At 65.0% G+C, this 23,493-nt stretch carries 17 protein-coding genes; 8 read left to right on the top strand and 9 right to left on the bottom strand.

The genetic code is table 11. The features are described 5' to 3' along the window. Window positions 1-544: 544 nt before the first annotated feature. The 4 genes from leuS to BG22_RS10815 all read right to left on the bottom strand — a co-directional run bounded on the left by leuS (window position 545) and on the right by BG22_RS10815 (window position 6,539). Window positions 545-3,508 carry a leucine--tRNA ligase gene (gene leuS / locus BG22_RS04615; protein WP_140493686.1) on the bottom strand — a complete coding sequence of 988 codons (2,964 nt, stop codon included), beginning with the start codon at window positions 3,506-3,508 and terminating at the stop codon, window positions 545-547. A gap of 41 nt (window positions 3,509-3,549) precedes the next feature. Next, window positions 3,550-4,473 (bottom strand): transporter substrate-binding domain-containing protein, encoded by a 924-nt coding sequence (locus BG22_RS04610; RefSeq protein WP_258186203.1) that lies wholly within the window; start codon window positions 4,471-4,473, stop codon window positions 3,550-3,552. A gap of 30 nt (window positions 4,474-4,503) precedes the next feature. Continuing rightward, entirely contained in the window at window positions 4,504-5,454 is a 951-nt protein-coding gene (locus BG22_RS04605; protein ID WP_094668141.1) for a magnesium transporter CorA family protein, read from the bottom strand. Between the two features lie 119 nt (window positions 5,455-5,573). Next, the gene (locus BG22_RS10815; protein ID WP_181163379.1) at window positions 5,574-6,539 is read right to left on the bottom strand and encodes a histidine phosphatase family protein; all 966 of its coding nucleotides are present in this window, start codon (window positions 6,537-6,539) and stop codon (window positions 5,574-5,576) included. A 166-nt stretch (window positions 6,540-6,705) separates the two neighbouring features. Between BG22_RS10815 and BG22_RS04590 the strand changes: the two genes are divergently transcribed. Further along, window positions 6,706-8,010 carry an SAM-dependent methyltransferase gene (locus BG22_RS04590; protein WP_140493683.1) on the top strand — a complete coding sequence of 435 codons (1,305 nt, stop codon included), beginning with the start codon at window positions 6,706-6,708 and terminating at the stop codon, window positions 8,008-8,010. A 227-nt stretch (window positions 8,011-8,237) separates the two neighbouring features. Here BG22_RS04590 and BG22_RS04585 read toward each other — a convergent pair whose 3' ends face one another. Next, window positions 8,238-8,642: a pyridoxamine 5'-phosphate oxidase family protein gene (locus tag BG22_RS04585; RefSeq protein ID WP_094668143.1), complete on the bottom strand. Its 405-nt coding sequence runs from the start codon at window positions 8,640-8,642 to the stop codon at window positions 8,238-8,240. A 188-nt stretch (window positions 8,643-8,830) separates the two neighbouring features. Here BG22_RS04585 and BG22_RS04580 point away from each other — a divergent pair, with 188 nt between their 5' ends. The 4 genes from BG22_RS04580 to BG22_RS04565 all read left to right on the top strand — a co-directional run bounded on the left by BG22_RS04580 (window position 8,831) and on the right by BG22_RS04565 (window position 12,430). Beyond that, the gene (locus BG22_RS04580) at window positions 8,831-9,766 is read left to right on the top strand and encodes a DMT family transporter (protein ID WP_140493681.1); all 936 of its coding nucleotides are present in this window, start codon (window positions 8,831-8,833) and stop codon (window positions 9,764-9,766) included. Between the two features lie 182 nt (window positions 9,767-9,948). Next, window positions 9,949-10,650 carry a nitroreductase family protein gene (locus BG22_RS04575; RefSeq protein WP_140493679.1) on the top strand — a complete coding sequence of 234 codons (702 nt, stop codon included), beginning with the start codon at window positions 9,949-9,951 and terminating at the stop codon, window positions 10,648-10,650. A gap of 106 nt (window positions 10,651-10,756) precedes the next feature. Beyond that, window positions 10,757-11,797, top strand: a complete 1,041-nt coding sequence (locus BG22_RS04570) for a hypothetical protein (protein WP_140493677.1) — start codon at window positions 10,757-10,759, stop codon at window positions 11,795-11,797. Between the two features lie 93 nt (window positions 11,798-11,890). Then, window positions 11,891-12,430 (top strand): peptidylprolyl isomerase, encoded by a 540-nt coding sequence (locus tag BG22_RS04565; protein WP_140493675.1) that lies wholly within the window; start codon window positions 11,891-11,893, stop codon window positions 12,428-12,430. Window positions 12,431-12,694: 264 nt separating this feature from the next. On the opposite strand, the gene BG22_RS04560 is transcribed toward BG22_RS04565, so the two are convergent. From BG22_RS04560 to BG22_RS04550, 3 genes are all read right to left on the bottom strand, one after another. Continuing rightward, entirely contained in the window at window positions 12,695-15,019 is a 2,325-nt protein-coding gene (locus BG22_RS04560) for a bifunctional (p)ppGpp synthetase/guanosine-3',5'-bis(diphosphate) 3'-pyrophosphohydrolase (RefSeq protein ID WP_140493673.1), read from the bottom strand. Window positions 15,020-15,139: 120 nt separating this feature from the next. Next, window positions 15,140-15,616: a dUTP diphosphatase gene (gene dut, locus BG22_RS04555; RefSeq protein WP_140493671.1), complete on the bottom strand. Its 477-nt coding sequence runs from the start codon at window positions 15,614-15,616 to the stop codon at window positions 15,140-15,142. After that, a complete protein-coding gene (locus BG22_RS04550) occupies window positions 15,616-15,909 on the bottom strand; it encodes a DUF4193 domain-containing protein (protein WP_094668150.1) in 294 nt (97 codons plus the stop codon). Before BG22_RS04550 ends, dut begins: the two co-directional genes overlap by 1 nt. Window positions 15,910-16,365: 456 nt before the next feature. Between BG22_RS04550 and sepH the strand changes: the two genes are divergently transcribed. Further along, complete coding sequence (gene sepH, locus BG22_RS04545) at window positions 16,366-17,475, top strand: septation protein SepH (RefSeq protein WP_140493721.1); 1,110 nt, start codon at window positions 16,366-16,368, stop codon at window positions 17,473-17,475. 263 nt (window positions 17,476-17,738) lie between these two features. Here sepH and BG22_RS04540 read toward each other — a convergent pair whose 3' ends face one another. Next, window positions 17,739-19,085: an alkaline phosphatase family protein gene (locus tag BG22_RS04540; RefSeq protein ID WP_181163378.1), complete on the bottom strand. Its 1,347-nt coding sequence runs from the start codon at window positions 19,083-19,085 to the stop codon at window positions 17,739-17,741. Between the two features lie 101 nt (window positions 19,086-19,186). On the opposite strand from BG22_RS04540, the gene BG22_RS04535 reads away from it, so the two are divergent. Continuing rightward, on the top strand, window positions 19,187-21,946 hold the full coding sequence (locus BG22_RS04535; protein ID WP_140493666.1) for a DNA topoisomerase (ATP-hydrolyzing) subunit A: 2,760 nt from the start codon (window positions 19,187-19,189) through the stop codon (window positions 21,944-21,946). 219 nt (window positions 21,947-22,165) lie between these two features. Next, window positions 22,166-23,080: a DNA-binding response regulator gene (locus tag BG22_RS11110; RefSeq protein WP_258186202.1), complete on the top strand. Its 915-nt coding sequence runs from the start codon at window positions 22,166-22,168 to the stop codon at window positions 23,078-23,080. Window positions 23,081-23,493: the final 413 nt, after the last annotated feature.

Below are 23,493 nucleotides of genomic sequence, written 5' to 3'. Positions count from 1 at the left end.
GGCGACTGCACACCGCGAATGCGCGTGTGCCCGGGAGGCGGTGGCGGTGCACCTGGATTGGTTGTCCGCCATGCGAGGGAATCACCTTTCCGCGATACAGGTACATGGGTGATCGGCGTTCGTCGGTCCCAGTCGGATTCTTGGACGCGAACCCGTCTGCCGGCGTCCACAGCGGAGTCGGCGAGTTCGCGCAGACGCCGACCCGCTCGGACGGAGTCTTTGGATTGCTTGGCGTGAGTATGCAATAGGCCCATGAATCCACGCTGAAGGATTCATGGGCCTATTGTCCAGCCGGAATGGGGTATGTGGTTCCAGCTTATGCAGTTATCCACAATTGAAACGGACCGGACCGTTTCGATCTGGATCGTTGCGAATCACCGACGACCACGGCAGTTCACCTCCGGCGGGGGAAGTCTCTCCCCCAGCCAGCTTCGACGACAGCCCGTCGTCAGAGGGGCCGCGCAGAAAGGCTTCCCGCTGGAGCCGTTCAGGACGGGCGTCCAAAGCCGGTGACTTGCCGCAACCCCTTTCCGTCGAGCGGCAATCACTCGGCGGGCACGATGGAGACGATCTTCGGAGCCTTGACGATCACCTTGCGCGGCGCCTTGCCGCCGAGACGGGAGGCGACGGCCTCGAGGGCCTGCTTCTCCAGATCGGCAGGATCGATGTCCACCGGCACTTCGAGCTTGGCGCGCACCTTGCCCTTGATCTGCACCACGGCGGTCACGGTGTCGTGGCCCACGTAGCGCTCGTCGGCCACCGGCCACGGCGCGGCGGACAGCGACTCGTCATGGCCGAGACGGGACCACATCTCCTCGCAGATGTGCGGCGCGATCGGCGCGAGCATGAGGATCAGCGGCTCCACGGCGGCGCGCGGCACGGACTCGAGGCTGGTCAGGTGGTTGTTGAGCACGATGAGCTTGGCGATGGCGGTGTTCGGACGCATGCCCTCCATCTCCTCGGTCACCTCGGCGATGGTGTTGTTGAGCAGCTTCAGGGTCTTCTCGTCCGGAGCATCCTCGGACACATGCGCCTCACCGGTGGTCTCGTCCACCACGTTGCGCCACAGGCGCTGGAGGAAGCGCATGCCGCCGACCACGTTGCGCGTGTTCCACGGACGGGATTCGTCCAGCGGGCCCATGCTCATCTCGTACAGGCGGAAGGTGTCCGCGCCGTAGTTCTCGTACATGTAGTCCGGGGTGATGATGTTCTTGAGGCTCTTGCCCATCTTGCCGAACTCGCGGTTGGCGTGCTCGCCGTGCCAGGTGAAGGTTGGCTCGCCGTTGGCGTCGGCCGGGCCCTCCACGACCTCGTCGGCCGGCACGTACTGGCCGCGGTCGTCGGTGTAGGCGTACGCCTGGATCATGCCCTGGTTGAACAGCTTGTGGAACGGTTCGGCGGAGTCCACGTAGCCGAGGTCGAAGAGGACCTTGTGCCAGAAGCGGGAGTAGAGCAGGTGCAGCACGGCGTGCTCGACGCCGCCGATGTACAGGTCCACACCACCCTCGTCACCGGAGTACTTGTTGTGGTTCGGACCCATCCAGTAGTCGAACTCGTCCTTCTCCACCATGTGGGCGGTGTCGGTCGGGTCGATGTAGCGCATGTAGTACCAGCAGGAGCCGGCCCAGTTCGGCATCGTGTTGGTGTCGCGGTAGTAGGTCTTCACACCGTCGCCCAGATCGAGCTGGACCTTGACCCAATCCTCGTTGCGCGAAAGCGGCGCCTCCGGGTTGGATTCGGCGTCCATCGGGTCGAAGGTGCGCGGCTGGTAGTCCGGCACGTCCGGCAGGTTGATGGGCAGGGCGGAGTCGGGCAGCAGGTGCGGGGTGCCGTCCTCGCCGTAGACGATCGGGAAGGGCTCGCCCCAGTAGCGCTGGCGGGAGAACAGCCAGTCACGCAGACGGTAGGACACCGTGCCCTTACCCACGCCCGCGGACTCGAGCCATTCGTTGACCTTGGCGATGGCGTCGTCCACGCGGAGACCATTGAGGGACAGCGCGTCGCCCTTGGCCTTGGTGGCCTCGACGGCGGAGTTGATCACAATGCCGTCGTGAGAGACGAACGGCGCCTTGCCCTCGTAGTTCTCCAGGGAATCGCCGGATTCGGGCAGCGGCTGGACGGTGTAGATGACCGGCAGACCGAACTTGGTCGCGAAATCGTAGTCGCGCTGGTCGCCGCCCGGCACGGCCATGATGGCGCCGGTACCGTAATCCATAAGCACGTAGTCGGCGGTGAACAGCGGAAGCTTCGCGCCGGTGATCGGGTTCGTGGCGTACAGGCCGGTGAACAGACCGGTCTTCTCGCCGGCCTCGTCCACGCGGTCCTTGGCGGTCTTGGATTCGGCGGCGAGACGGTAGGCCTTCACGCCCTCGACCGGCGTGGCGTAGCCGCCCTTCCAAGCCTCCGGGGTTTCGGCCGGCCACTCGGCGGGCACGTCCTCGAGCAGGTGGTGCTCCGGGGAGACCACGGCGAACGTGGTGCCGAAGAGCGTGTCGGGACGGGTGGTGTAGATCTCCATGTCCTTGTCGCCGGCCGGCGTGGCCACGGTGAAGTGCACGGAGGCGCCGTGGGATTCGCCGATCCAGTTGCGCTGCATGAGCTTGACCTTCTCGGGCCAGTCGATGCCGTCCAGATCCTCGATGAGGCGGTGGCCGTACTTGGTGATGCGCATGGACCACTGGCGCAGCTCTCGCTGGAACACCGGGAAGTTGCCGCGCTCGGACTTGCCTTCGGCGGTGACCTCCTCGTTGGCCAGCACGGTTCCGAGGCCCGGGCACCAGTTGACCGGGGACTTGGAGATGTAGGCGATGCGGAAGTCGTTGAGGATGTCCTGCTGCTCGGCGTCGGTCAGGTCGGCCCATGCCTTGCCGTCCGTCTCGTGACCGGGGATGTCCTTCTCGCCGGATTCGAACTTGGCGACGAGCTCGCTGATCGGGCGGGCGGAGCCCTTGGTGCCGGACGGGTTGGTGGCGTCCTCGTCGTACCAGGAATCGTAGATGCGCGAGAAGATCCACTGGGTCCAGCGCACGTAGCCGGGGTCGATGGTGGCGAAGGTACGGCGGTTGTCGAAGCTCAGGCCCATACGGTGCAGCTGGCGGGACATGTTGGCGATGTTCTGCTCGGTGGTGATGCGCGGGTGCTGGCCGGTCTGCACGGCGTACTGCTCGGCGGGCAGGCCGAAGGCATCGTAGCCCATCGCGTGCAGCACGTTCTCACCCTTCATGCGGTGGTAGCGGCTCACCACATCGGAGGCCAGATAGCCCAGCGGATGGCCCACATGCAGGCCCTTGCCAGACGGGTAGGGGAACATGTCCATGGCGAAATATGCAGGGCGCCCCTCGGCGTTGCGGCCACTGCCGTCCGTGAGATCGCCGTTGACGTTGGCGGCCCAGAAGGTGCCGTGCTCGTCCCAGTACTTCTGCCACTTGTTCTCGATGTCCTGCGCCAGACGGGCGTTGTAGCGGAAGTCGGGCTCTTCGGTTTGCGTGCTCTTCTCGTTGTCACTCATAAATCAGCAAGGTAGCCGCGCAACTGGACACGCCGCACACCTCAGTCGGCACTGGATTCAGCATCCGAGACGATGGCCTTGGGATCGCCGACGAGCGTGGTCTCAAGCCCGGTCCGACGCCTGAGCTCGGTTCGCGCGGCCGCCAGCGTGCCGTCCTCGACCATGTCCTGCAACGCCTCCGCGATCTTCTGCGCGAGCTGAGGATTGCCCTTGCCCACGGCGATGCCGTAACGCACGGTGCCCTCGCCGGCGATCATGGCCATGTACTGCGGGCCGTTCGCCGCACGCAGTCCGGAGAGTATCGCCAAATCGGAGGCGATGGCGTCCGCGGCGCCCACCTGCAGCGCGGTGACGCACTGGGCGTAGCTGTCGCGTTCCTGCAATGTCGTCTCCGGGTGTTCCCGCTGGACGGCGAGCGCGGTCTCGTCGCCGGTGACGGCGCACACGACGCCGCCGGCGAAGTCGTCGGGCTTGGGTTCGGCTTTGGCGTCGGCCGCGTCGCCGTCGTCCGTCGCTCCCCGGTTGCGGCCTTCGGCGCCATCGCCGGCCCCGCCCTCGTAATCGTCGGCGCGGACGAGCAATCCCATGCCGGTCTCCAAATACGGGCCGGCGAATTCGACGGCCGCGCTCGACGCTGCGGTGATTGGCCATGAGGCGACTACCATGTCCACCGACCCGTCGTCCAGCATGGATTGGCGGGTTCCGGGACGGACCTGTTTGAACACGATCTGCTTGTTCGCGTATCCGAGTTCGGTGGCCACGTATTTGGCCACGTCCACGTCGAAGCCTTCGTATGCGCCGTCATGCCATACGCCGAGGGCCGGCTCGTCGGCGGACACGCCGATGGCGATGGTCGGCCCTTCCGGCGCCCCGGTCACGGTGGTCACGCGCACCTGGCCGCAGCCGGCGAGTGTGAGCCCCGCGACGAGCGCGGCGGCCGTCACGGTGACGAAACGTCTGCGCACACGGTCGGCAATCACTCTTCGTCACGGACCTTACTTGAACATGCGGGAGCGCGTGAGGAACCAGGTGACCACGCCGGAAAGCACCACGGAGATCACGATGATGAGCGTGAATCCCCAGGTCTTGTCGGTGAACGGCATGCCCAGCTGGCCGGGCACGAAGTTCATGCCGTACATCGAGAAGATCAGCGTCGGGATGGACAGCGTGATGGAGATGATGGTGAAGATGCGCATCACGTTGTTCAGGTTGTTGGACACGATCGAGGCGAAGGCGTCGGTCATGTTCGCGAGAACGCCGCTGTAGATGTTGGCCATCTCGATGGCCTGCTTGTTCTCGGTGATGACGTCGTCGAGCAGGTCCTCGTCGTCCGGGTACTGTTTGATGCGCTGCAGCGTGGTGAGCTTCTCCATCACAATCTCGTTCGATTTGAGGGAGGTGGTGAAGTACACCAAGGTCTTGGACAGCTCCATGAGCATCACGATCTCGCGGTTCTGCATGGAGTGGCGCAGTTTCAGTTCCAGCTTGTCGCTTTCGCGGTCGATGATGCGCAGGTATCGCAGGTACATCGTGGCGTTGCGGTAGAGGATCTGGAGGATGAAGCGCGAGCGCATGTAGGTGTTGAAGCCGCGGATTGTGCCTTCCATGAACGGGTGGAGCACCGGGGTGTCCTGCATGCACACGGTGATGATGAGGTTTTCGGTGACGATGATCGACAGAGGGATGGTTTCGTACCAGTCGCGTCCGCCGCGCTCCTCCACGGTGGGGATGTCCACGATGATCATCGTGTACTCGTCCTCGACGTCTACACGGGAGCGTTCCTCGTCATCCAAGGGGGCGCGCAGGTCGGCGAGGTCGATGCCGGTCTGTGAGGCCACGGTGGCGAGTTCGACGTCGGTGGGTTCGCTGAGACATAGCCAGGCACCGTTCTCGGGTTTCTCCACCTGCTCCACTTGGCCGTTGATCGAGCTGAAGATTCTCAGCATGACGTTTCTCACCCGCCTTCCGCGCTTTCCGGTGTTCTATCGCTGTACGGTGTCACAAACCGTGATTAGTCTAGACCCACCTTGGGAACTTCGCCACCGTGCGTATCGGCCGATGCGCGCTACCAGACGATGGGACGCCAGTCGGGCATGTTGGGGCCGCGCAGCTCTGCCGGACCATTCTCCCAATCGGCGATGTCCGCGATGGCGGGCGCCTTGTTGTATTCCTCGAGTTCGAACAGCGGTTCGGATACGGGGCGCCCGTTGACCGTGCGACGCACCTTGAGCCGGCACCAGCAGGCGTTGCGCATGCCGCCGAGCGAGTTCATGCCGTTCGGGTCGAGCTCCAGCAGGTTGGCGATGGTGGCCGTGATCCACGATCCGTGCCCGACGAGCATCAGCGTAGTTCGGATCCCTGCGGCGTCATCGGCCCCGGACGGCTCCACACCGGCCACATTCCGCGACGCTGCCGCATCGGCGGCGGCCCGTGTCCCGGCTCCCGGGTCAGAGTGGTCCTTGATGGCGGAACCCTTCATGGCGGAATCGTCGTATTCCCTGATCAGGCTGCGGACCGCCGCCGCGCCGCGCTCGCCCACCTGTGCCCGGCTTTCGACACCGTATTTGGTCTCGCCGCCGGTGTGCCGCTTCCACGAGGCGTATGCTTCGGCGTCCTGCGCCTTGATCTCGGCGCGTGTGAATCCCTCCCATTGGCCGAAGCTGCGTTCGCGCAGACGCGCGTCGAGCCGCACCTCAAGACCTAGCAGGTCGGCGAAGGCGTGGGCGGTCTGTTGGGCCCGGAACAGGTCCGAGGAGACCACCACCATGCGCCGTGCTGCGGCTGGCGCCTCCTGCCATTGGCGGATGTCGGTGCGTGCGGCGGCATCCGGGCCGGGTTGCGCGATGCGTGCGGGGTCCGCGGCCAGACGGTTCACCTTGGCCCAGTAGTAGCGGGATGCGAGCGCGTAGCCGGCCTGGTCGGCCTGCCATTGGCCCACGATGTCGAGCGGCACGTCGATCTGGCCTTGCAGCCGGTGTGCGAGGTTGTACTGGGTGCGTCCGTGACGCAGCATCATCACTTCGTCGATCATGCTCCCATCTCACCATGAGCCATGGAGACCTCGGGCGCGTTGTCGGGCGGCTGCGATCCCCGGCAACGTCCTTCGTGAGGGTGAGACGGCATCGCGTCTCGGGACGGTTCCAACTCGATCCGGGGCGAGGTTCCGGCCGCATCCGCGCTCCCCTACAATGGCCTACGTGGAGATCACCAAGGAGACGTGGGCGTTCATCGCCGCCCATCAGCATGAGGATGTACGCGACGTGGCGCTGCACGCCCGGCGCGCGGACGGCGTGGATGTGCCGTTCGCCCTGGAGCAGATCGCCGGCCGTCAGCGGGCGCGCGTGAAGCTGCCCGATTGGGCCGCGATCGACGGGCTCATATTCCCGCCGCAGGTGCCGATGGAACAGTGCTCCTCCCAGTTCACCGCGCGGTACAAGGCGCGGCTTGCCCAGCGGCTGGTCGAAAGCCTGCGGGACGGTACGCCGCACACCGCTGACGTCGGCCGCCCGGCCGATGCGTCCGGCGATGCGTCAGCCGGACGGCCGACGGACCACTCGCCGGCCGCCACATCCCTGATCGACCTGACCGGCGGCTTCGGCGTGGATTTCTCGTATATGGCCCAGGTCTTCGACCATGTCACATACGTGGAGCGCCAACCCTTGTTGTGTGACATCGCGCGCCATAATCTCCCGTTGCTTGGGCTCACGCATGCCAACGTGGTCAATGGCGATTCCACCGACGTGCTCGGCTCGCTGGAACCGGCCTCGATGATCTTCCTCGACCCGGCCCGACGCGACGACCATGGCGCCCGCACCTACGCCATCGCTGACTGCACCCCTGATGTGCTGGCACTTCAGGAGGCGCTGCTGGCCAAGGCTCCGGTGGTGATGGTCAAGCTCTCCCCCATGCTCGACTGGCATAAGACCGTGGCTGACTTCGCCGGCGCGGTGGCCGAGGTGCACATCGTCTCCACCGGCAACGAGTGCAAGGAACTGCTGCTGGTGCTGACGCGCGCACACGTCGATGCACCGCGCGTGTGGTGTGTCAATGACGATCAGGTGCTCGATTTCATCGATACCCATCTCGCCTCCTCCGCCGGTCCGCTGCCGCCCGAACAATGGCGGTACCTGTACGAACCGAACGCCTCGATCATGAAGGCCGGATGCTTCGACGTCGTGGAACGGCGGTTCGGCGTGCGGGCGGTCGGGCGCAACAGCCATCTGTTCGTCGCGGACGGGCCGGTCGCCGACTTCCCCGGCCGGTCGTTCGTCATCGAATCGGTGGCTACCATGAACAAACGCGAGCTCAAATCGCTGACGGAGGGCCTCACGCACGTCAACATCGCCGTACGCAACTTCCCGATGCCCGTGGCCCAGCTGCGCAGGAAGCTCAAACTCAAGGACGGCGGCGACACCTATCTCTTCGCCACCACCGACGCGCACGACCGCCACATCGTCATCCGCACCGTGAAAGCGGCGACACGGTACTCCAACATGCTTTAGATCGGGTCTTCGTCAAGGAAAGGCCGTCGGCATCGGCACGGCGGTTGCACGCTCCCGCTCGAATCCAAGCCTCAATAGAAGAGGCGTACGCTCAGTCCAGCTGAACGTACGCCTCTTCCCGCGCCGACGAACCAGCCTTATGTCAGGCTCTCGTCCGGCATCCGAAATATCCAAGGCATCCGGACCATGCGGTCCATCATGGAATCTTGGACGATCTTGCCGGTCCGTCAGTCCTTGGCGATGGTCTTGCCGGCGTTCGGGCCGGAGGCGAGGTTCTGGATCTCGGTGACCTCGAGAACCGGAATCACGGCCGGCTTCTTGGTGCCCTTCTCCTCGGCGACCTTGACCTGCTCCTCGTAGATGGCGTCATCGGAGTGCAGGGTCACGGTGCCGCGGAAGCGGTAGCCCTGCTTCTTCTCGAGGTTGGCGAAGGCGATGACCAGCGGGGAGCCGTTCTTGAGGTTCTCGTAGGCCTGACCGGCGGTGCGCTCGTGGTAGGCGATGTGCGTGTCGTCCAGCACGAACAGGGACATCTTCGGGCCGAGGTCCAGCTGGCCGTCCTTGGAGACGGTGCTGATCCAGCCGAGGTTGTTCTCGATGAATTCCTTCATTTCCGGGGTGATGACTGCCATGATGCAGGTCCTTTCCTTGCGATGTGAAAACCCGTATTCAACGTTACCAGCCTAACGAATTACGGCATGCGCCAAGCGGATGTTCGCTGTGAGGATGCTCACGCGCGGCCGTGTTGCGCCCCCGATTTTGACCGGCCGTCCCCGTACCCTAGTGAGGCGAGAAAACCGAAGGACCATGAGGTGCATGTATGGGATTGACCGACCGTTTCAGCGCGTTGCGCAGCCGTTGGTCGCGTTCGTTTCCGCCGAATCTCGCGCGTCTGATGCTGTTGTCATGCGCCGCGTTGTGGGGAGGCAGCTATCTGCTGGCCAAGTTCGCGATGGAGGCGATTCCGCCGCAATGGCTGATGGGGCTGCGCATGATCGGGGCGTGCGCGTGCATGCTGGCGTTGTTCCACCGGCACATCATCCCCTATCTCACGCCGAAGATCATCGTCCCCGCCTTGGTGGTCGGGTTGACCTACTGGGGCACGATGGTCACCCAGACCATCGGTTTGCAGACCATCGAACCGGGCCGCAGCGCGTTCCTGACCGCCGCCTACTGCGTGCTCACGCCGTTCGCCACATGGATCGTCTCGAAGACCCGGCCGAAGGCCATCAATCTGGTGGCGGGCGTGATCTGTCTGGTGGGTGTGGGCTTCGTGTCGCTCAAGCCCGGCGGATCGCTGTCGCTGAGCACCGGTGATTGGCTGACCATCGCCACCGCCGTCATCTTCTCGTTCAACCTCACCTGCCTCGGCGTCTACACGAAGCGGTTCGACCCGATTGCCGTGACGTTCGTGCAGTTCGGCGTCGCCGGCATCATGTTCCTCGTGGGCGCGGTGTTCACCGAGCCCGCCCCGAACGCCGGATGGCTGGCTCCCTCGGTGGTGGCAAGCGTGCTGTATCTGTTCCTCGGCGCCACGATGAGCGCGCAGATCATGCAGAACATCGGGCTTGCGCATGTGCCCGCCTCGCAGGCCTCGATCATCATGTGCACCGAAAGCCTGTTCGCCGTCTCGTTCTCCGCCCTGTTCTGGGGCGAGCGGATCATGTGGAGCTCGCTGGTGGGATTCGCGCTCATCTTCGCGGCCGTGCTGCTCTCCGTGATTCGGCCGACCCGTCATTCGCTGCACCGCAACTGATGTTCCGTGCCGTCCGCGCCGGTGGCACGGAACGGAACGCATTAGTCCGGACGCATTAGTATTGAACCGTCATTATGGACGCCATGCATGGTGTGTGGCGTCCGCCGCCTTGGGCAGGATGATGCGCCGTTGCGGCGGACGTCCCGTCCATGTCCGAACCGACCGCACGAAAGGGAATCGTCATGAACCTGCTTGAGGCCATGGAACTGCGCCATGCGGTGCGCGACTACACCGATGAGCCGCTCACGGCCGACCAGACGGCGGCGTTGCAGGAGGCCATCGCCTCCGCGAACAGCCGGCACGGTCTTGACATCCAGCTGGTTCATGACGTGCCCGACGCCCTTGGCGGATGCCCGACACATTACGGGCGGTTCAAGAACGTGCGCAATCTCATCGCGCTCATCGGCCGTGACGAACCGGGTGCCGATGAAGCCGATCTGGACGAGCGTGCGGGGTATGCAGGCGAGCTGCTGGCGTTGACGGCCGTATCGCTTGGATTGGACACCTCGTGGGCGGTGCTGCATGAAACCGCCGACCACGATGGCTGCTGGACGCTCGGCGAGGGAGAACGCATGCCCGTCGCCATCGCGTTGGGGCACGGCACCCGTCCGGGCCGTCCTCATCGCAGCAAGCCGGCAGATCAGTTGGGCGCCATCGAGAACGGCGACTACGCCGATGCCCCCGACTGGTTCCATCGTGGCATCGAGGCGGTCATGCTGGCGCCCAGCGCGCTGGGCAAGCAGCCGGTCCGGTTCACCCTGCTGGCTGATGGCCGTACGGTCCGGGCCGAGGCGTTGGAGGGCGTGCAGGCCGAGATCTGTCTGGGCATCGCGAAACTGCATTTCGAGCTGGCTGTCGCAGGGACGGATTTCGTCTGGGCCTGAACCGGCACCCCCCCGATGTGAAGGTTTTGAAGGTCTCGTGTAATCATTCCGTCATAGTCATTGCGCCTTCAGCAACTTTGGAGCCCCACCGTCTATTTTCGGGGGTGTGAAGAAGTTTTTCCAAGGCCTTTCCCTGTCCTCGATCGTGGCCGGAACCCTGGCCGCCGTCACCTCGTTCCTATTGGCGGCGAAAATCGGCGTCGCCGGCTCGGTGATCGGCGCGGCGACCAGTTACATCGTCTCCGTAGTGGCCACGAACATCTACCAGAACGTCATCAGGGCGTCCACCGAGAAACTGCAATCGGTCGGCACCGACGGCGATCCGGGTGATGGAGACCCCGACGGCGGCTCCGCCGCCGATGGCTCCACTGGCGGCGAAACGGATGGCAAGACGGACGACACTGCGACCGCCGCCGAAAGCTCCGCCTCCGGCGAATCCCGCAGCACCGTGTCGTCGGTCAACCTGCCCGGCACCGGGCGCACGGCCGTCCGCCGTCCCCGTGAGATCATCTCCAACCGCGCGGCCGGACGTACATACTCGGTCGCCGAACTGCGCCGTGCGCGCAAGCCGCGCAACGTCAAGCGCACGGCCGTGATCGTCACTCTGGTCTCCGGACTGCTCACCGTGGCGGTGAGCGCCGGCGTCGTGATGCTGCTGACGCGCGGTCAAGGCACGGATACGGTGGTGCGCGATTGGAGTACGCCGAGCGTCACCACCCCATCCCAGACCGATTCGGACACGCAGCAGACCACTCCGCTGCCCAAGAACGACGCCACGCAGCACAACGGCACGAACGATTCGAAGGATTCCACCTCCAACGGCAGCACCAACGACACCGACAAGGGCACCGGAGAGTCGGGCAACGAATCCACGGAATCCGGCACGAACTCGGACACCAACGGGTCCACAAGCACCGACTCCTCCGAATCGAACGGCAATACGACCGGTTCCAACGGTTCCACAGGCACCGATTCCGGGTCGAACAGCGGCTCCACGGAATCCGGCACGGACTCCGGGTCGAACGGCTCCACGGGTTCCTCGGGCTCGGACAATTCGTCGAGCTCATCGAACGGCACCGGATCAAGCTCGTCCAGTTCCTCCAACACCGGCACCGCCAACGGCACGAGCGTGAAGTCGGTCGGCTGACCTCGGATTCATCGACATGGCCATTACGGCCCAACACGGGTCGTACGCCATCCCCCACGCCAATGACGTGGGGCAATGAGAGACTGGAACACTATGAGTACCATTATCATGCGCACCTCCGAGGGCGACATCACCATCAACCTGTTCGACGACAAGGCCCCGAACACTGTGGCCAACTTCCTGGGCCTCGCCACCGGCGAGAAGGAATGGGCGGACCCGTACACCGGCCAGCCGTCCCACGCCAAGTTCTACAACGGCCTGACCTTCCACCGCATCATCAAGGACTTCATGATCCAGGGCGGCTGCCCGCTGGGCACCGGCACCGGCGGCCCCGGCTATGAGTTCGACGACGAGATCGACCCGAGCCTGAAGTTCGACCGCCCCTATCTGCTGGCCATGGCGAACGCCGGCCTGCGCCGCGGCCGTGACGGCAAGGTCCACGGCACCAACGGCTCCCAGTTCTTCATCACCACCGTGCCGACCCCGTGGCTGGACGGCCATCACACCATCTTCGGCGAGGTCGCTGATGAGGCGTCCAAGCAGGTCGTGAACAAGCTCGAGGCGCTGTCCACCGATCCGATGGACCGTCCGACCGAGCCGGCCGTGATCCTGTCCGTGGACGTGGTGGAGTAAGGGCCGACCGTCCGTCTCGTTCTGTGGGGACGCGGCTCCTGTACAGCTCGCGTCCCTACACGGCGCGACACGGGCTGCGCAGGACGTCCGATGATTGTCGCGCGATGAAAGCCCGTGGATGCGAACTCCTTGGCAAAGCCGGCAAAGCCCTCTGATTCGAGAATTCGAGTCAGAGGGCTTTTCGTATGCCGGCATGCCGGCAGATCCGGAACCGACGTGTCACGACGGCGGGAGCGCCCAATCACGACGCTCCCGGCCACTTCCCTACTTCATCTTGCGCAGGCGCGGCTCGGCGGATTCCTTGGCGCCGGTGATGCGGTAGACGTCGAAGACGCCGTCGATCTTGCGCACGGCGGCCAGCAGCGTGTTGAGGTGCTGCGGATCGGCCATTTCGAAGCTGAACTGGCTGGTGGCCACGCGGTCGGAACCAGTGGCGATGGTGCCGGAGATGATGTTCACGCCGTGATCCGACAGCACGCGCGTCACGTCGGAGAGCAGGTTGCGGCGATCCAGAGCCTCGACCTGGATCTTGACCATGAACAGGCCCTTGGTGCTTGTCCATTCGACCTCCACCACGCGCTCGGGCTGCTTGGCCTTGAGGCCGATCATGTTCTGGCAGTCGGTGCGGTGCACGGACACGCCCTGGCTGCGCGTGATGAAGCCGATGATGTCGTCGCCGGGCACGGGCATGCAGCATCGGGCCAGCTTGATCCACACATCGCCCACGCCCTTGACGGACACGCCGGTGGAGCTGCTCGGCGTCTTGCGCTCGACGGGCTTGAGGGGCAGGACCTCCTGCTCGACCTCCTCGTCCACCTCGTCGGCGCCCGCATCCTTGACCAGATGCGAGATGACGTTCTGCGTGGAGATCTGTCCGTCGCCGATGGCGGCGAACACGGCGTCCGCGTTCGGGAAGTTGAGGTCGACGGCCACGCCGATGAGCGCCTCGGGGGTGAGCAGCGTGTTGATCGGCAGGCTACGCTTGCGCATGGCACGCGTCAGCTCGTCACGCCCCTCCTCGATGGCCTCGGTGCGGCGTTCCTTGGAGAACCACTGACGAATCTTATTGCGGGCCTTCGGGCTCTTGACGAAGCTCAGCCAGTCGCGCGAGGGGCCGGCGGTATCGGACTTGGAGGTCAGGATCTCGACCGTGTCGCCATTGTCGAGTGTGGTGTCGAGCGGCACCAGACGGCCGTTGACGCGTGCACCCATCGTGCGGTGGCCCACCTCGGTGTGCACGGCGTAGGCGAAGTCCACAGGCGTGGCGTGGGCCGGCAGGGAGACGATCTTGCCCTTCGGGGTGAAGACGTACACTTCGGCCGAACCGAGATCCTCCTTGAGGGAGCCGAGGAACTCATTGGAGTCCGGGGTCTCGCTGGTCCAGTCGGCCAGCTGCTGGATCCATTTGAGGTTGTCCGCCTCGGAAAGCTCCTGATGGCCCTCGTCGCGCTTACGGTCGGACTTGTCGGGCGAGCTCAGCGCGCGGCCGGCCTGACCGTTCTCCTTGTACTTCCAGTGCGCGGCGATGCCGAATTCGGCGCGGCGGTGCATGTCCCAGGTGCGGATCTGGATTTCGACCGGCTTGCCGCCGGGACCCACCACCGTGGTGTGCAGCGACTGGTACATGTTGAGCTTGGGCATGGCGATGTAGTCCTTGAACCGGCCGGGGACCGGGTTCCACCGCGCATGCACGGCGCCGAGCGCCGCGTAGCAGTCCTGAATGGTGTCGACGATGATGCGCACGCCCACCAGATCGTAGATGTTGGCGAAATCATGGCCTCGCACGATCATCTTCTGGTAGATGGAGAAGTAGTCCTTCGGGCGGCCGGTGACGTACGCCTTGATGTGCTGCGCGTCGAGGTCCTCGTTGATTTCGGCCAGGATCTGCTTCAGGTAGACGTCGCGCTGGCCCGCGCGGCGTGCCACCAGCACCACGATCTCGTTGTAGATCTTCGGATAGAGCACCTTGAAGCTCAGTTCCTCGAGCTCCGTCTTGATGGCGTTCATGCCGAGACGGTTGGCCAGCGGCGCATACACATCAAGGGTCTCGCGTGCCTTGCGCTGGGCGGAGGAGGTTTTCACGTACCGCCACGTACGGGCGTTGTGCACACGGTCGGCGAGCTTGACCACGAGGGTGCGCACGTCACGGCTCATGGCCACCACAAGCTTGCGGATGGTCTCGGCCTGGGCGGAGTCGCCCACTTCGAGCTGGCTCAGCTTGGTCACGCCGTCCACGAGCCCGGCCACGGTGTCGCCGAATTCGGAGCGGCACTGGTCGAGCGTGTAGTCGGTGTCCTCCACCGTGTCGTGCAGCAGGCCGGCCGCCACCACCACCGGCCCCATGCCGAGGTCGGCGAGAATCTGGGAGACGGCCAACGGGTGGATGATGTACGGCTCGCCGGACTTACGGCGTTGCGCGGAATGCTGGATCACGGCGCGCCGGTAGGCCCGGTCGAGGATGGACAGATCCTCGCCGGGATGATGCGCCGCGCACACCTTCTTGATCGGCTCGAGCGGATTGAGCGGATCGGCGCTGATCTCGCAACCCAGCTTGCGGGCGGCATACTGCTCGCCATCATTCTCTGACATGCCAGTTACCTCCCTATGTGAAGCTCATTGTAGCCGCGAACCGCCACATCGCCATGGGACATGCCTATCCCCGTCCATCCCGGCCATATGCGGTTGCCGTTGCGGCAGCCCGTGGAACGGTCAGGACGCGACGCCCGTCGAACCGAATCCACGCTCGGCCCTGTCGGAACCGGGCAACGTCTCGGCCGGGACGAACCGGGCTTCGACGTACCGTTGAATCACCATCTGGGCGATGCGGTCCCCCGGATGGAACACGACCGTGTGTTCGGGGTCGAGGTTGATGAGCGGCACCTTGATCTCACCGCGATACCCGGCATCAACGGTGCCGGGGGCGTTGAGCACGGTGACGCCCTGCTTGACGGCAAGACCGGACCGCGGGTGGACCAATGCCACATAGCCTGCGGGCAACGCGATGGCCACGCCGGTGGGCACCAGCGCACGTTCGAACGGCTTGAGCGTCACCTCGACGGTGGTGATCAGGTCGGCGCCGGCGTCCCCCGCATGGGCATAGCGCAGCTCGGCGGGGTGGTCGGCGTTCAGGTACTTGACCAGAACCTCGGTGGATTCAGGCTCGTTGTAGGTCTCGTCGAAGGCCATCAGGCGGCGCACTCCTCGCACACCGGCTGGCCGTCCTCATCCATGTAGGCGAGCTGGCTGCGGTGCTTGACCAGGAAGCACTGGGAGCAGACGAATTCGTCGCCCTGCATCGGAATCACAGTGACCGAAGAGTCTTCGTTGCTGAGATCGGCGCCCGGCAGCTCGTAGTCCTCGGCGATGGCGTTCTCATCATCATCGATGTCGCTCGAGGCGTTCTGCGTGGACTTGCCGAGAGCCTGCAGCGATTCCTCGTCCTCGTCCTTGTTGCGGGGGGAATCATAATCCTGAGCCATGATGGTCCTTTCATCAGGTTGTGCGCGTTGTCGCGACGCCAGTGTAGCGCCCGTACTCGCCGGAATGATACACGATTCCGGGAGTTTTTTTCGTGAATCACCGAAACATGGCATGACGCCTCCGCCATAGGAGACCAAAACAGGCGGAATCAAGCCATTTTCGCGGGGTTTGCCGCGCTCACCCCCGGTCCGTCCCGGCGCGTCGCGAATTATGCTTTTTCGGCGCCGCTCGGCCGCCCCCCGGCGCACCCGCGAATGGATATCCGTCTCGCTCCACTCGCGCTTCACGAACGGATTGGTCACAAACCGTCCTCCACGGGAATCGACAGCAAGGTGCGAGAGGAAGCCCTTCGGCGTCTTGCGGGTTGCGGCGCAATAACTGAAATACATGCAAAGTTCGGCGCGTGGGGCATACTTAAGAAGAATAGTGTCTCTGGTACGGAAAGCGGTGTGACCATGGCTGAGGAGCGGCTTGAGAAGGCCGGTTTTGTGCGCGTCAGCGAGTCCGGCGACCTGGTGTTTTCCACGGGTGGCCGACAGTTTGCCGTCAGCGTGGACGATACGTTGGAACGCGCGATCCTCGAGGCCAAACAGATCAAAAGCGAGACGCAACGTATGCCGCAGCCGCATCAGCAGTCCACGCTCCCGATTTCCCAGATTCAGTCGCTCATCCGCGCTGGCGCAGACCCCGCGCGCGTGGCGGAGCGCTACCATCTAAGCGAGACGCTGGTACGCCGGTTCTCCGCAGCCGTGGAGACCGAAAAGCAGTACGCCATCGAACAGTTCCTGACCGTGCCCGCGCCGAAGGACAGCCGCGTGCGCACCATCAGCGAGCTGGTGGAGCGCACGTTGGCCTCCGTGTCGATCGGCATGGAGTCGGTGACGTGGAAATCCACGCGCCGCGGGCTTGAACCGTGGCGGATTGTGGCCATCTTCAATTCCGCAGGACGTGAAATCCACGCCGAATGGACGTGGAACATGCACGACAACTCCGTGGTGTGCCTCAACAACGCCGCCCGCAAGCTGCTCGGCGAGCAGCATACCGGCTCGCACACCGCGGATTCCGGACTGCAGATCGACAGGGCCGATCTGCCGGGAGACTCCGTGCGCTCCGCACGTATCGAACGTGCGGTGTCCGCATGGGCCGCCCCGACCGGCTCCTCGACGGCGACCGGCGCATCGCGAGCCCTCTCCGGCACGTCCACCGGCTCAATGCCGCCCATCGACCTGCCCACAACCGGGTCGATTCCGGCGGTGAATCCGCTCAGCAACGCGACGGCGGCAGGCTCGACGCCAGTGGGTTCGACGGCAGCCACCTCATCCGCATCAGGCACCGTCTCCACCCCGGCCGCTTCATCCGGCCTCCCATCGACGGATCAGACCGCAAACGGCGCGTCTGCCGCGACCTCCATCACCGTCCCCGGCACCGCAATCGCATCCGGCAGCCCGGACCCGGAAGCCGAAACGGTCTCAAAAGCCAAGCCCGACGCGCCCGCACGCCCGGCCAAGCGCCGCTCAGGCCGCTCCGCAGTCCCCAGTTGGGACGAAATCCTCTTCGGCGAATAGAACCAGCCCGCACCACGCGGACAGCCGGATTCGAAGGACAACCGCATCCGCAACTCACGAGCTGTGGGGGTTTGGTGCATGACGCCCGACCGTAGGCTCGGCCGAGCGGCCTTGAGCGTGTCGGGCGTCATGCACCAAACCCCCACAGCGTCAAATCACAGCGTCAGACCACAACATCAGACCGTAACGATAACCCCAACATCAGCACGCAAAAATCCGCACGAAACCCTAGAGTCACGCGTCCCGGATTACGCAGCTCAGATTCACGCCACGTCGATCAGGCAAGGGATGTCCATCTCCAGCATGGTCTGCGAACCGTGCACGCTCGGCAGATGCGTGGCCTTGTCCGACTGGGTGCGCGAATCCACAAACGTGGCGGCGCCGGCGGCCTGTACGATCACGTCGCCGATCATCGGACGGACGCGGTCGGCCACCGGTCCGAACAGCCCATCCGCAATAGCCTCGTCGCGCGTGCGCACCAAAACCGACTCCCCCAGACGCGACCGCCATCGGCCGGCAATGGTCTCGGCGCTTTCGCCGTCGGCCGCGTACAGCATCAGCGAGCGCGGCTCGCCGCCCACCAGCGCCACACCCCGGCTGAGTTCGGGCTCGTCGGCGATGTCCACCCGACGGTCCGGGTCCGTCTGCACCATGCCGTGATCGGCCACGATCACGATGAGCGTGCCCGCCGGAGCGTTGCGTCGCAGCAGAGCGAGCTGCGCGTCGATGTGTTCGAACGTGGCCACCCAGTTCTCGGAATCCCAGCCGTGATTGTGCCCCACTTTGTCCGCGTCGCGGATATAGAGGTAGGTCAGGCCCGGCTCGCGCGCGGCACGGGCGGCGGCGAGCACGCGGTCGCGCGGGGTCACGCCGGCACGGTAGTCGCTGCCGCGCAGGGCCGCCTCGGTCAGAGGTGAGCCGGAGAATTTGGGCAATCCGGAGCTGGTGACGCGCACGCCCTGGGCCGCGAGCAGTTCGAACACCGTCGGCTCGCGTTGCAGGTCCCGTGGGTCGATCATGGGCGGGACCGGGACGTGTGGATTGGCGGGTTTGGGGGCGAGCGCGTCCTTGAACTGAATGAGCTGGATGAGTTTGCCGCTTGCAGGTTCGAGCTGCGTGTAGCCGGCCATGCCGGTCAGTCCCGGGCAGGTGCCGGTGCCGAATGAGGCCATCGCGGCCACGGTGGTGCTGGGCGCGCATGTGGCGATGGGCCGTTGGTTGGCGGGCTCGTTCATCAGCGAACGCAGATAGGGCGCGTGTCCCAGTCGCATGGCGAGGTTCCAGTAGCCGAGGCCGTCCACGAGCACCACGACGGCGGATGACGCGTCCGGCAGACCGAGGGCGCGCTGGCATGCCTTGGGGTCGGCGTGTACCGCGGTGGGCGTCGGATGCCCGATTGCGCTGGACAGGGCGGGCAGTACGGCGGACAGGTGCAACGCTCCCCCACGCTCGCTCCCGCTGCCGCTCCCTCGCGCGTTCGCGTGGGTCTCCCGGTGACCGTCAACGGCGTCCCCGTGGCCATCGGCGGTCCGGCCCGGCAAGGCATCCCCGTAGGTCGCGGTGGGCACCAGTCGCAGCAGTTCGTCCATATCCGGCGTCTCAACACTCATAGTTGTCCATTCAAGTCGCACCCCCCAACCTCACGGGTCGCCCCCGGAAATCGCGCGTTCCACCGAATCGGCTAATATGGTGCGAGTTTGAAAGGGGTTCCATGGCATCACACCGCAAACCTTCCGTGCAGTCCTACGATCCGCGCACGGTCAAGGAGCATATCGTCGAGACGCCGTTGAACGAGGAGATGAGCAAGTCCTTCCTCGAGTATGCGTATTCGGTGATCTACGCTAGAGCCCTGCCCGATGCGCGCGACGGCATGAAGCCGGTGCAGCGCCGCATCGTCTATCAGATGGGCCAGATGAACCTCAATCCGGACCGTCCGTACATGAAGTCGGCCCGCGTGGTGGGCGAGGTGATGGGCAAGCTGCACCCGCACGGCGATTCGGCCATCTACGAGGCCATGGTGCGACTGGCCCAGCCGTTCGCCATGCGCCTGCCGCTCGTCGATGGCCACGGCAACTTCGGTTCGCTCGACGACGGTCCGGCAGCCTCCCGTTACACCGAGGCGCGACTCGCCCCGGCGGCGCTCGGCATGAACGCGGACATCGACGAGGACACGGTCGATTTCACGCCGAACTACGACAACAAGCTCAAGGAGCCGACCGTACTGCCCTCCGCCATCCCGAACCTCCTGGTCAACGGCGGCTCGGGCATCGCCGTGGGCATGGCCACGAACCTCGCCACGCACAATCTCGGCGAGGTGGTGAACGCCGCGAAGTTCCTCATGGACCATCCGGACGCCACGCTCGAACAGCTGATGCGCTACGTGCCCGGTCCTGATTGGCCGACCGGCGGCACGATCATCGGACGCGACGGCATCCGCGAGGCCTACGAGACCGGGCGCGGCACGCTCACCACACGGGCGGCCACGCATATCGAGCACGTCACCGCCCGCAAGCAGGCGATCGTGGTGACCGAGCTGCCGTACATGGTGGGCCCGGAAAAGGTGATCGAACGTATCTCGGACGGCGTCAAAAGCCGCAAGCTGGAGGGCATCTCCGGAGCGTTCGACCTGACCGACCGTCATAACGGCACGCGTCTGGTCATCGAGATCAAGACCGGGTTCGACCCGCACGCCGTGCTGGTGCAGCTGTTCAAGCACACGCCGCTGCAGGACAACTTCGCCATGAACAACGTGGCGCTGGTGGGTGGCAGGCCCCACACGATGGGATTGAAGGAGATGCTGCAGGTGTGGATCGACCACCGTCGCGTGGTGATCCGGCGCCGCAGCGAATTCCGCAAGAAGAAGGCGCAGGAGCGGCTGCATCTGGTCGAGGGCCTGCTGCTGGCCATGCTCGACATCGACGAGGTGATCCAGGTGATCCGCACCTCCGACGACGCCGACGCCGCCAAGACCCGGTTGATGGCCGTCTTCGACCTGGATGAGGTGCAGGCCCAGTACATCCTCGACCTGCGTCTGCGCCGGCTGACCAAGATGAACCGTATCGAGCTCGAAGCCGAACGCGACGATCTGAAGAAGAGCATCGAGGAGCTCACCCGCATTCTGGCGTCCGCCGAGGCGCTGGACCGCGTGGTCACCGATGAGATGGATCAGGCCGTGGCCAAGTGGGGCACGCCGCGGCGCACGATTCTGCTGGACGCGAATCCGGACGGCACGCTGACCCCGGTGGTGGCACAGGGCGCCGGCACCTCGGCCACCGCATCCCGTACGGCGCTCGAGGCCGCGAAGGCTGCGGCCACGATCTCCTCCGCGGCCGCGGATGTGGAGGCCGCCGCTGCCGCCGCAAAGAAGAGCGGCGAGGCCGATGCGCTGACCGGCGCGCTCAAGATCGAGGATGAACCGTGCGTGGTGATGATGAGCGCCACCGGTCTGATCGCCCGCACCACGCCGAGCGCGATGGATGTGTTCCACGCCCGGTCCGCCTCCGACGCGCGCGTGCGCGACGACCAGATCACCACGATCTTCCCCACGTCCACGCAGGCCACGTACGCCCTCATCACCTCGGCGGGACGTCTGGTGCTGGCCCATGTGGTCGATCTGCCGGCATTGCCCGCCTCGGACACGCTGTCGCTCAAGGGCGGGGTCAAGGCCGACGAGCTGATCGGCATGACCGAATCGACCAATCCGATTCCGGGCGAACGCGTGGTCACGGCGATCGCCATGGAACGGCCGTCCGACGGCAAGACCGCGGATGGAGCTGCGGAAGGCGCGAAAGCTGACACCGATGGCGCTGCGAATGCCGCGGACGCCCAGGATGTGCCGCTGCCGTCGCTGGCCATCGGCACCCGTAACGGCGTGGTCAAACGCTGGAACCGCGAGGCGCCCACCACGATGGATTCGTGGCCGGTCATCGACCTGAAGGAAGGCGACGAGGTGGTGTTCGCGGCCGTGGCCGAGGACGACGACCGTCTGGTGTTCGTCTCCTCCGATTCCTCGCTGCTCACCTTCGATGCGAGGAACGTGCGCCCGCAGGGCCGCACCGCCGGCGGCATGGCCGGCATCAAGCTGGCCGCAGGCGCGCGCGTCATGGCATTCAACGTGGTGCCCGCCGGCAAGGTGGCGTGGACGTACGAGGAGGGCGAAAACGGATTGTCGTCGGGCTCCGGCGCGGTGGTGCTCACCGTCGCCGGCGACGCGGACGCACTGCCCGGCACCGAAAACGGCGCCGCCAAGGTAACCCCGTTGGAGATGTACCCCACCAAGGGCCGCGCCACGGGCGGCGTACGTTCGCAGCGCTTCCTCAAGGGCCAGAACACGCTGATTCTCGCATGGGTGGGCCTGTACCCGCTCAGGGCCTCGGCCTCCTCCGGCACGCCGGTGGAACTGCCGAAGCCGGATATGCGCCGTGACGGCTCGGGCGTGGACCTCGCCGCACCGGTCGCCTTCATCGGCTGATCGCGTTCGCGTTGTTGCGGGGAGCGGGGAGCGGAGCAGGCTGCTGTTCGGCTCCCCACTCCCCGCAACGGTTCGGGCCGACATATGGGAATGGGCATGCGCCGGCCGTGCCGTTCATTGCGTGTCCCATGCTTCTCCCCGCCGTCGGTCTCCCGACACCATCGACAGGGAGGTTCCCTACATGCCCGGGCCTACACTGGAGTATCGAGGAGGTGTGCGATGAAGCTGTTGGTCGCCGCGTCGAATGAACCGTTGGCCCGCGCCATACGGGGGACCCTGCTGGGTGCGCATCATGAGGCCGATCAGGTCGGCACTGCCGATGCCGTGCTCGAGGCACTGAACGAGGACTCCTACAACGGGGTGGTGCTGGACGAGGATCTGGTGGACTCCCCCGCCAATGCCCTCATCACCTCCATCCGCGACGTGCAACCGTCCGTGAAGATCCTGCTGCTCAGTTCGACGCCGCTGAGCAAGGCGACGGGCGCGGGCAACCGCTGGCGCGCGCTGCCCGATGAATACGAGCCAATCAAGCCCACCGGATATGTAGACGAAACCGGCGCCGCGGCCGCCAGCCAGCGCAACGAGGACGGCACGGCAATGTTCACGGGCGCAGTGGACGCGTCGGCGCCCGCAGGAGTGAGTACAGCTACCGCCGCGCTTACGACACCATCATCAACTTCGTCGAACGCGGCGGCCTTGCCCGCATCGGGAGAGGAAATCAACCCCGTAAAGTCCTCCGCGACCTCCGGCATGATGCCCGGCAATCAGCCGGACGCCGTGTTGCGCAAGCCGTTCTCGGACACGGAGCTGCTCTCCTACATGGCGATGCTGTCTGTCGGCTCGCCCACGATGATCATCCGCGGCAACCTCACGCTGGACACCACCAACCGCAAGGCGTATTACGCCTCTACGCATTCGCCGGTCACCTTATCGCGGTTGGAATACAGTCTGCTGGAGGCGCTGGTGAAGGCCAACGGCGAATTCGTGAACACCCGTGAGCTGGTCAAACTCGTGGGCGGCCCGTTCTTCGAGCAGCAGGGACTGCTGCGCAACGCGCTGTACACCTTGGACAAGAAGCTCACCAAGGCCGGTCTTATCATGACCCAGCGCGGCTCCAACTGGCGCATCCGTTAATATCCTGCAGTTGCCCCACGGTGTAGGGATTCGCCCATGGTGTAGGGAGCGGTTTTTCACTTTTCGCGGAATTCCGCCATTTTGCCTCCCTACATCATGGGCGAATCCCTACATCATGGGAAGTTCCCTACATCATGGGGGGTCCTTGCGGCTCGCAACATCCCCATGGGGGCTTTACTTCACCGACACGCAACTTGTTGCCATACCGGAAAGTGGTATTGTTTTCCGTAATGGAAAGTGGTTTGGCCGCAGCGCACTCCGCGTTCCGGCCTCCAGCCCGGTCCTGCATAAGGAGGTCATCGTGACGGATATACGGCATACGCGGTCGAACGCCGACGACGCACCACACGATCTACGGCAGAGTCGGCAACCGCAGCAACACCAATCCGATGCGCGACACACATCGCAAATCA

This window comes from Bifidobacterium sp. UTBIF-78 (genome assembly GCF_006408945.1).
GTDB classification, from domain to species: Bacteria; Actinomycetota; Actinomycetes; order Actinomycetales; family Bifidobacteriaceae; genus Bifidobacterium; species Bifidobacterium myosotis.
Note: the sequence above shows the minus strand (reverse complement) of the source record. Positions and strands in the feature narration are given on the sequence as shown.

What these genes read in the sequence shown, in the direction of transcription:
- leuS (WP_140493686.1), bottom strand. Translation starts at nt 3,508, where the DNA reads ATGAGTGACAACGAGAAGAGCACGCAAACCGAAGAGCCCGACTTCCGC.
- BG22_RS04605 (WP_094668141.1), bottom strand. Translation starts at nt 5,454, where the DNA reads ATGCTGAGAATCTTCAGCTCGATCAACGGCCAAGTGGAGCAGGTGGAG.
- BG22_RS10815 (WP_181163379.1), bottom strand. Translation starts at nt 6,539, where the DNA reads ATGATCGACGAAGTGATGATGCTGCGTCACGGACGCACCCAGTACAAC.
- BG22_RS04585 (WP_094668143.1), bottom strand. Translation starts at nt 8,642, where the DNA reads ATGGCAGTCATCACCCCGGAAATGAAGGAATTCATCGAGAACAACCTC.
- BG22_RS04580 (WP_140493681.1), top strand. Translation starts at nt 8,831, where the DNA reads ATGGGATTGACCGACCGTTTCAGCGCGTTGCGCAGCCGTTGGTCGCGT.
- BG22_RS04575 (WP_140493679.1), top strand. Translation starts at nt 9,949, where the DNA reads ATGAACCTGCTTGAGGCCATGGAACTGCGCCATGCGGTGCGCGACTAC.
- BG22_RS04565 (WP_140493675.1), top strand. Translation starts at nt 11,891, where the DNA reads ATGAGTACCATTATCATGCGCACCTCCGAGGGCGACATCACCATCAAC.
- BG22_RS04560 (WP_140493673.1), bottom strand. Translation starts at nt 15,019, where the DNA reads ATGTCAGAGAATGATGGCGAGCAGTATGCCGCCCGCAAGCTGGGTTGC.
- dut (WP_140493671.1), bottom strand. Translation starts at nt 15,616, where the DNA reads ATGGCCTTCGACGAGACCTACAACGAGCCTGAATCCACCGAGGTTCTG.
- BG22_RS04550 (WP_094668150.1), bottom strand. Translation starts at nt 15,909, where the DNA reads ATGGCTCAGGATTATGATTCCCCCCGCAACAAGGACGAGGACGAGGAA.
- sepH (WP_140493721.1), top strand. Translation starts at nt 16,366, where the DNA reads ATGGCTGAGGAGCGGCTTGAGAAGGCCGGTTTTGTGCGCGTCAGCGAG.
- BG22_RS04540 (WP_181163378.1), bottom strand. Translation starts at nt 19,085, where the DNA reads ATGAGTGTTGAGACGCCGGATATGGACGAACTGCTGCGACTGGTGCCC.
- BG22_RS04535 (WP_140493666.1), top strand. Translation starts at nt 19,187, where the DNA reads ATGGCATCACACCGCAAACCTTCCGTGCAGTCCTACGATCCGCGCACG.
- BG22_RS11110 (WP_258186202.1), top strand. Translation starts at nt 22,166, where the DNA reads ATGAAGCTGTTGGTCGCCGCGTCGAATGAACCGTTGGCCCGCGCCATA.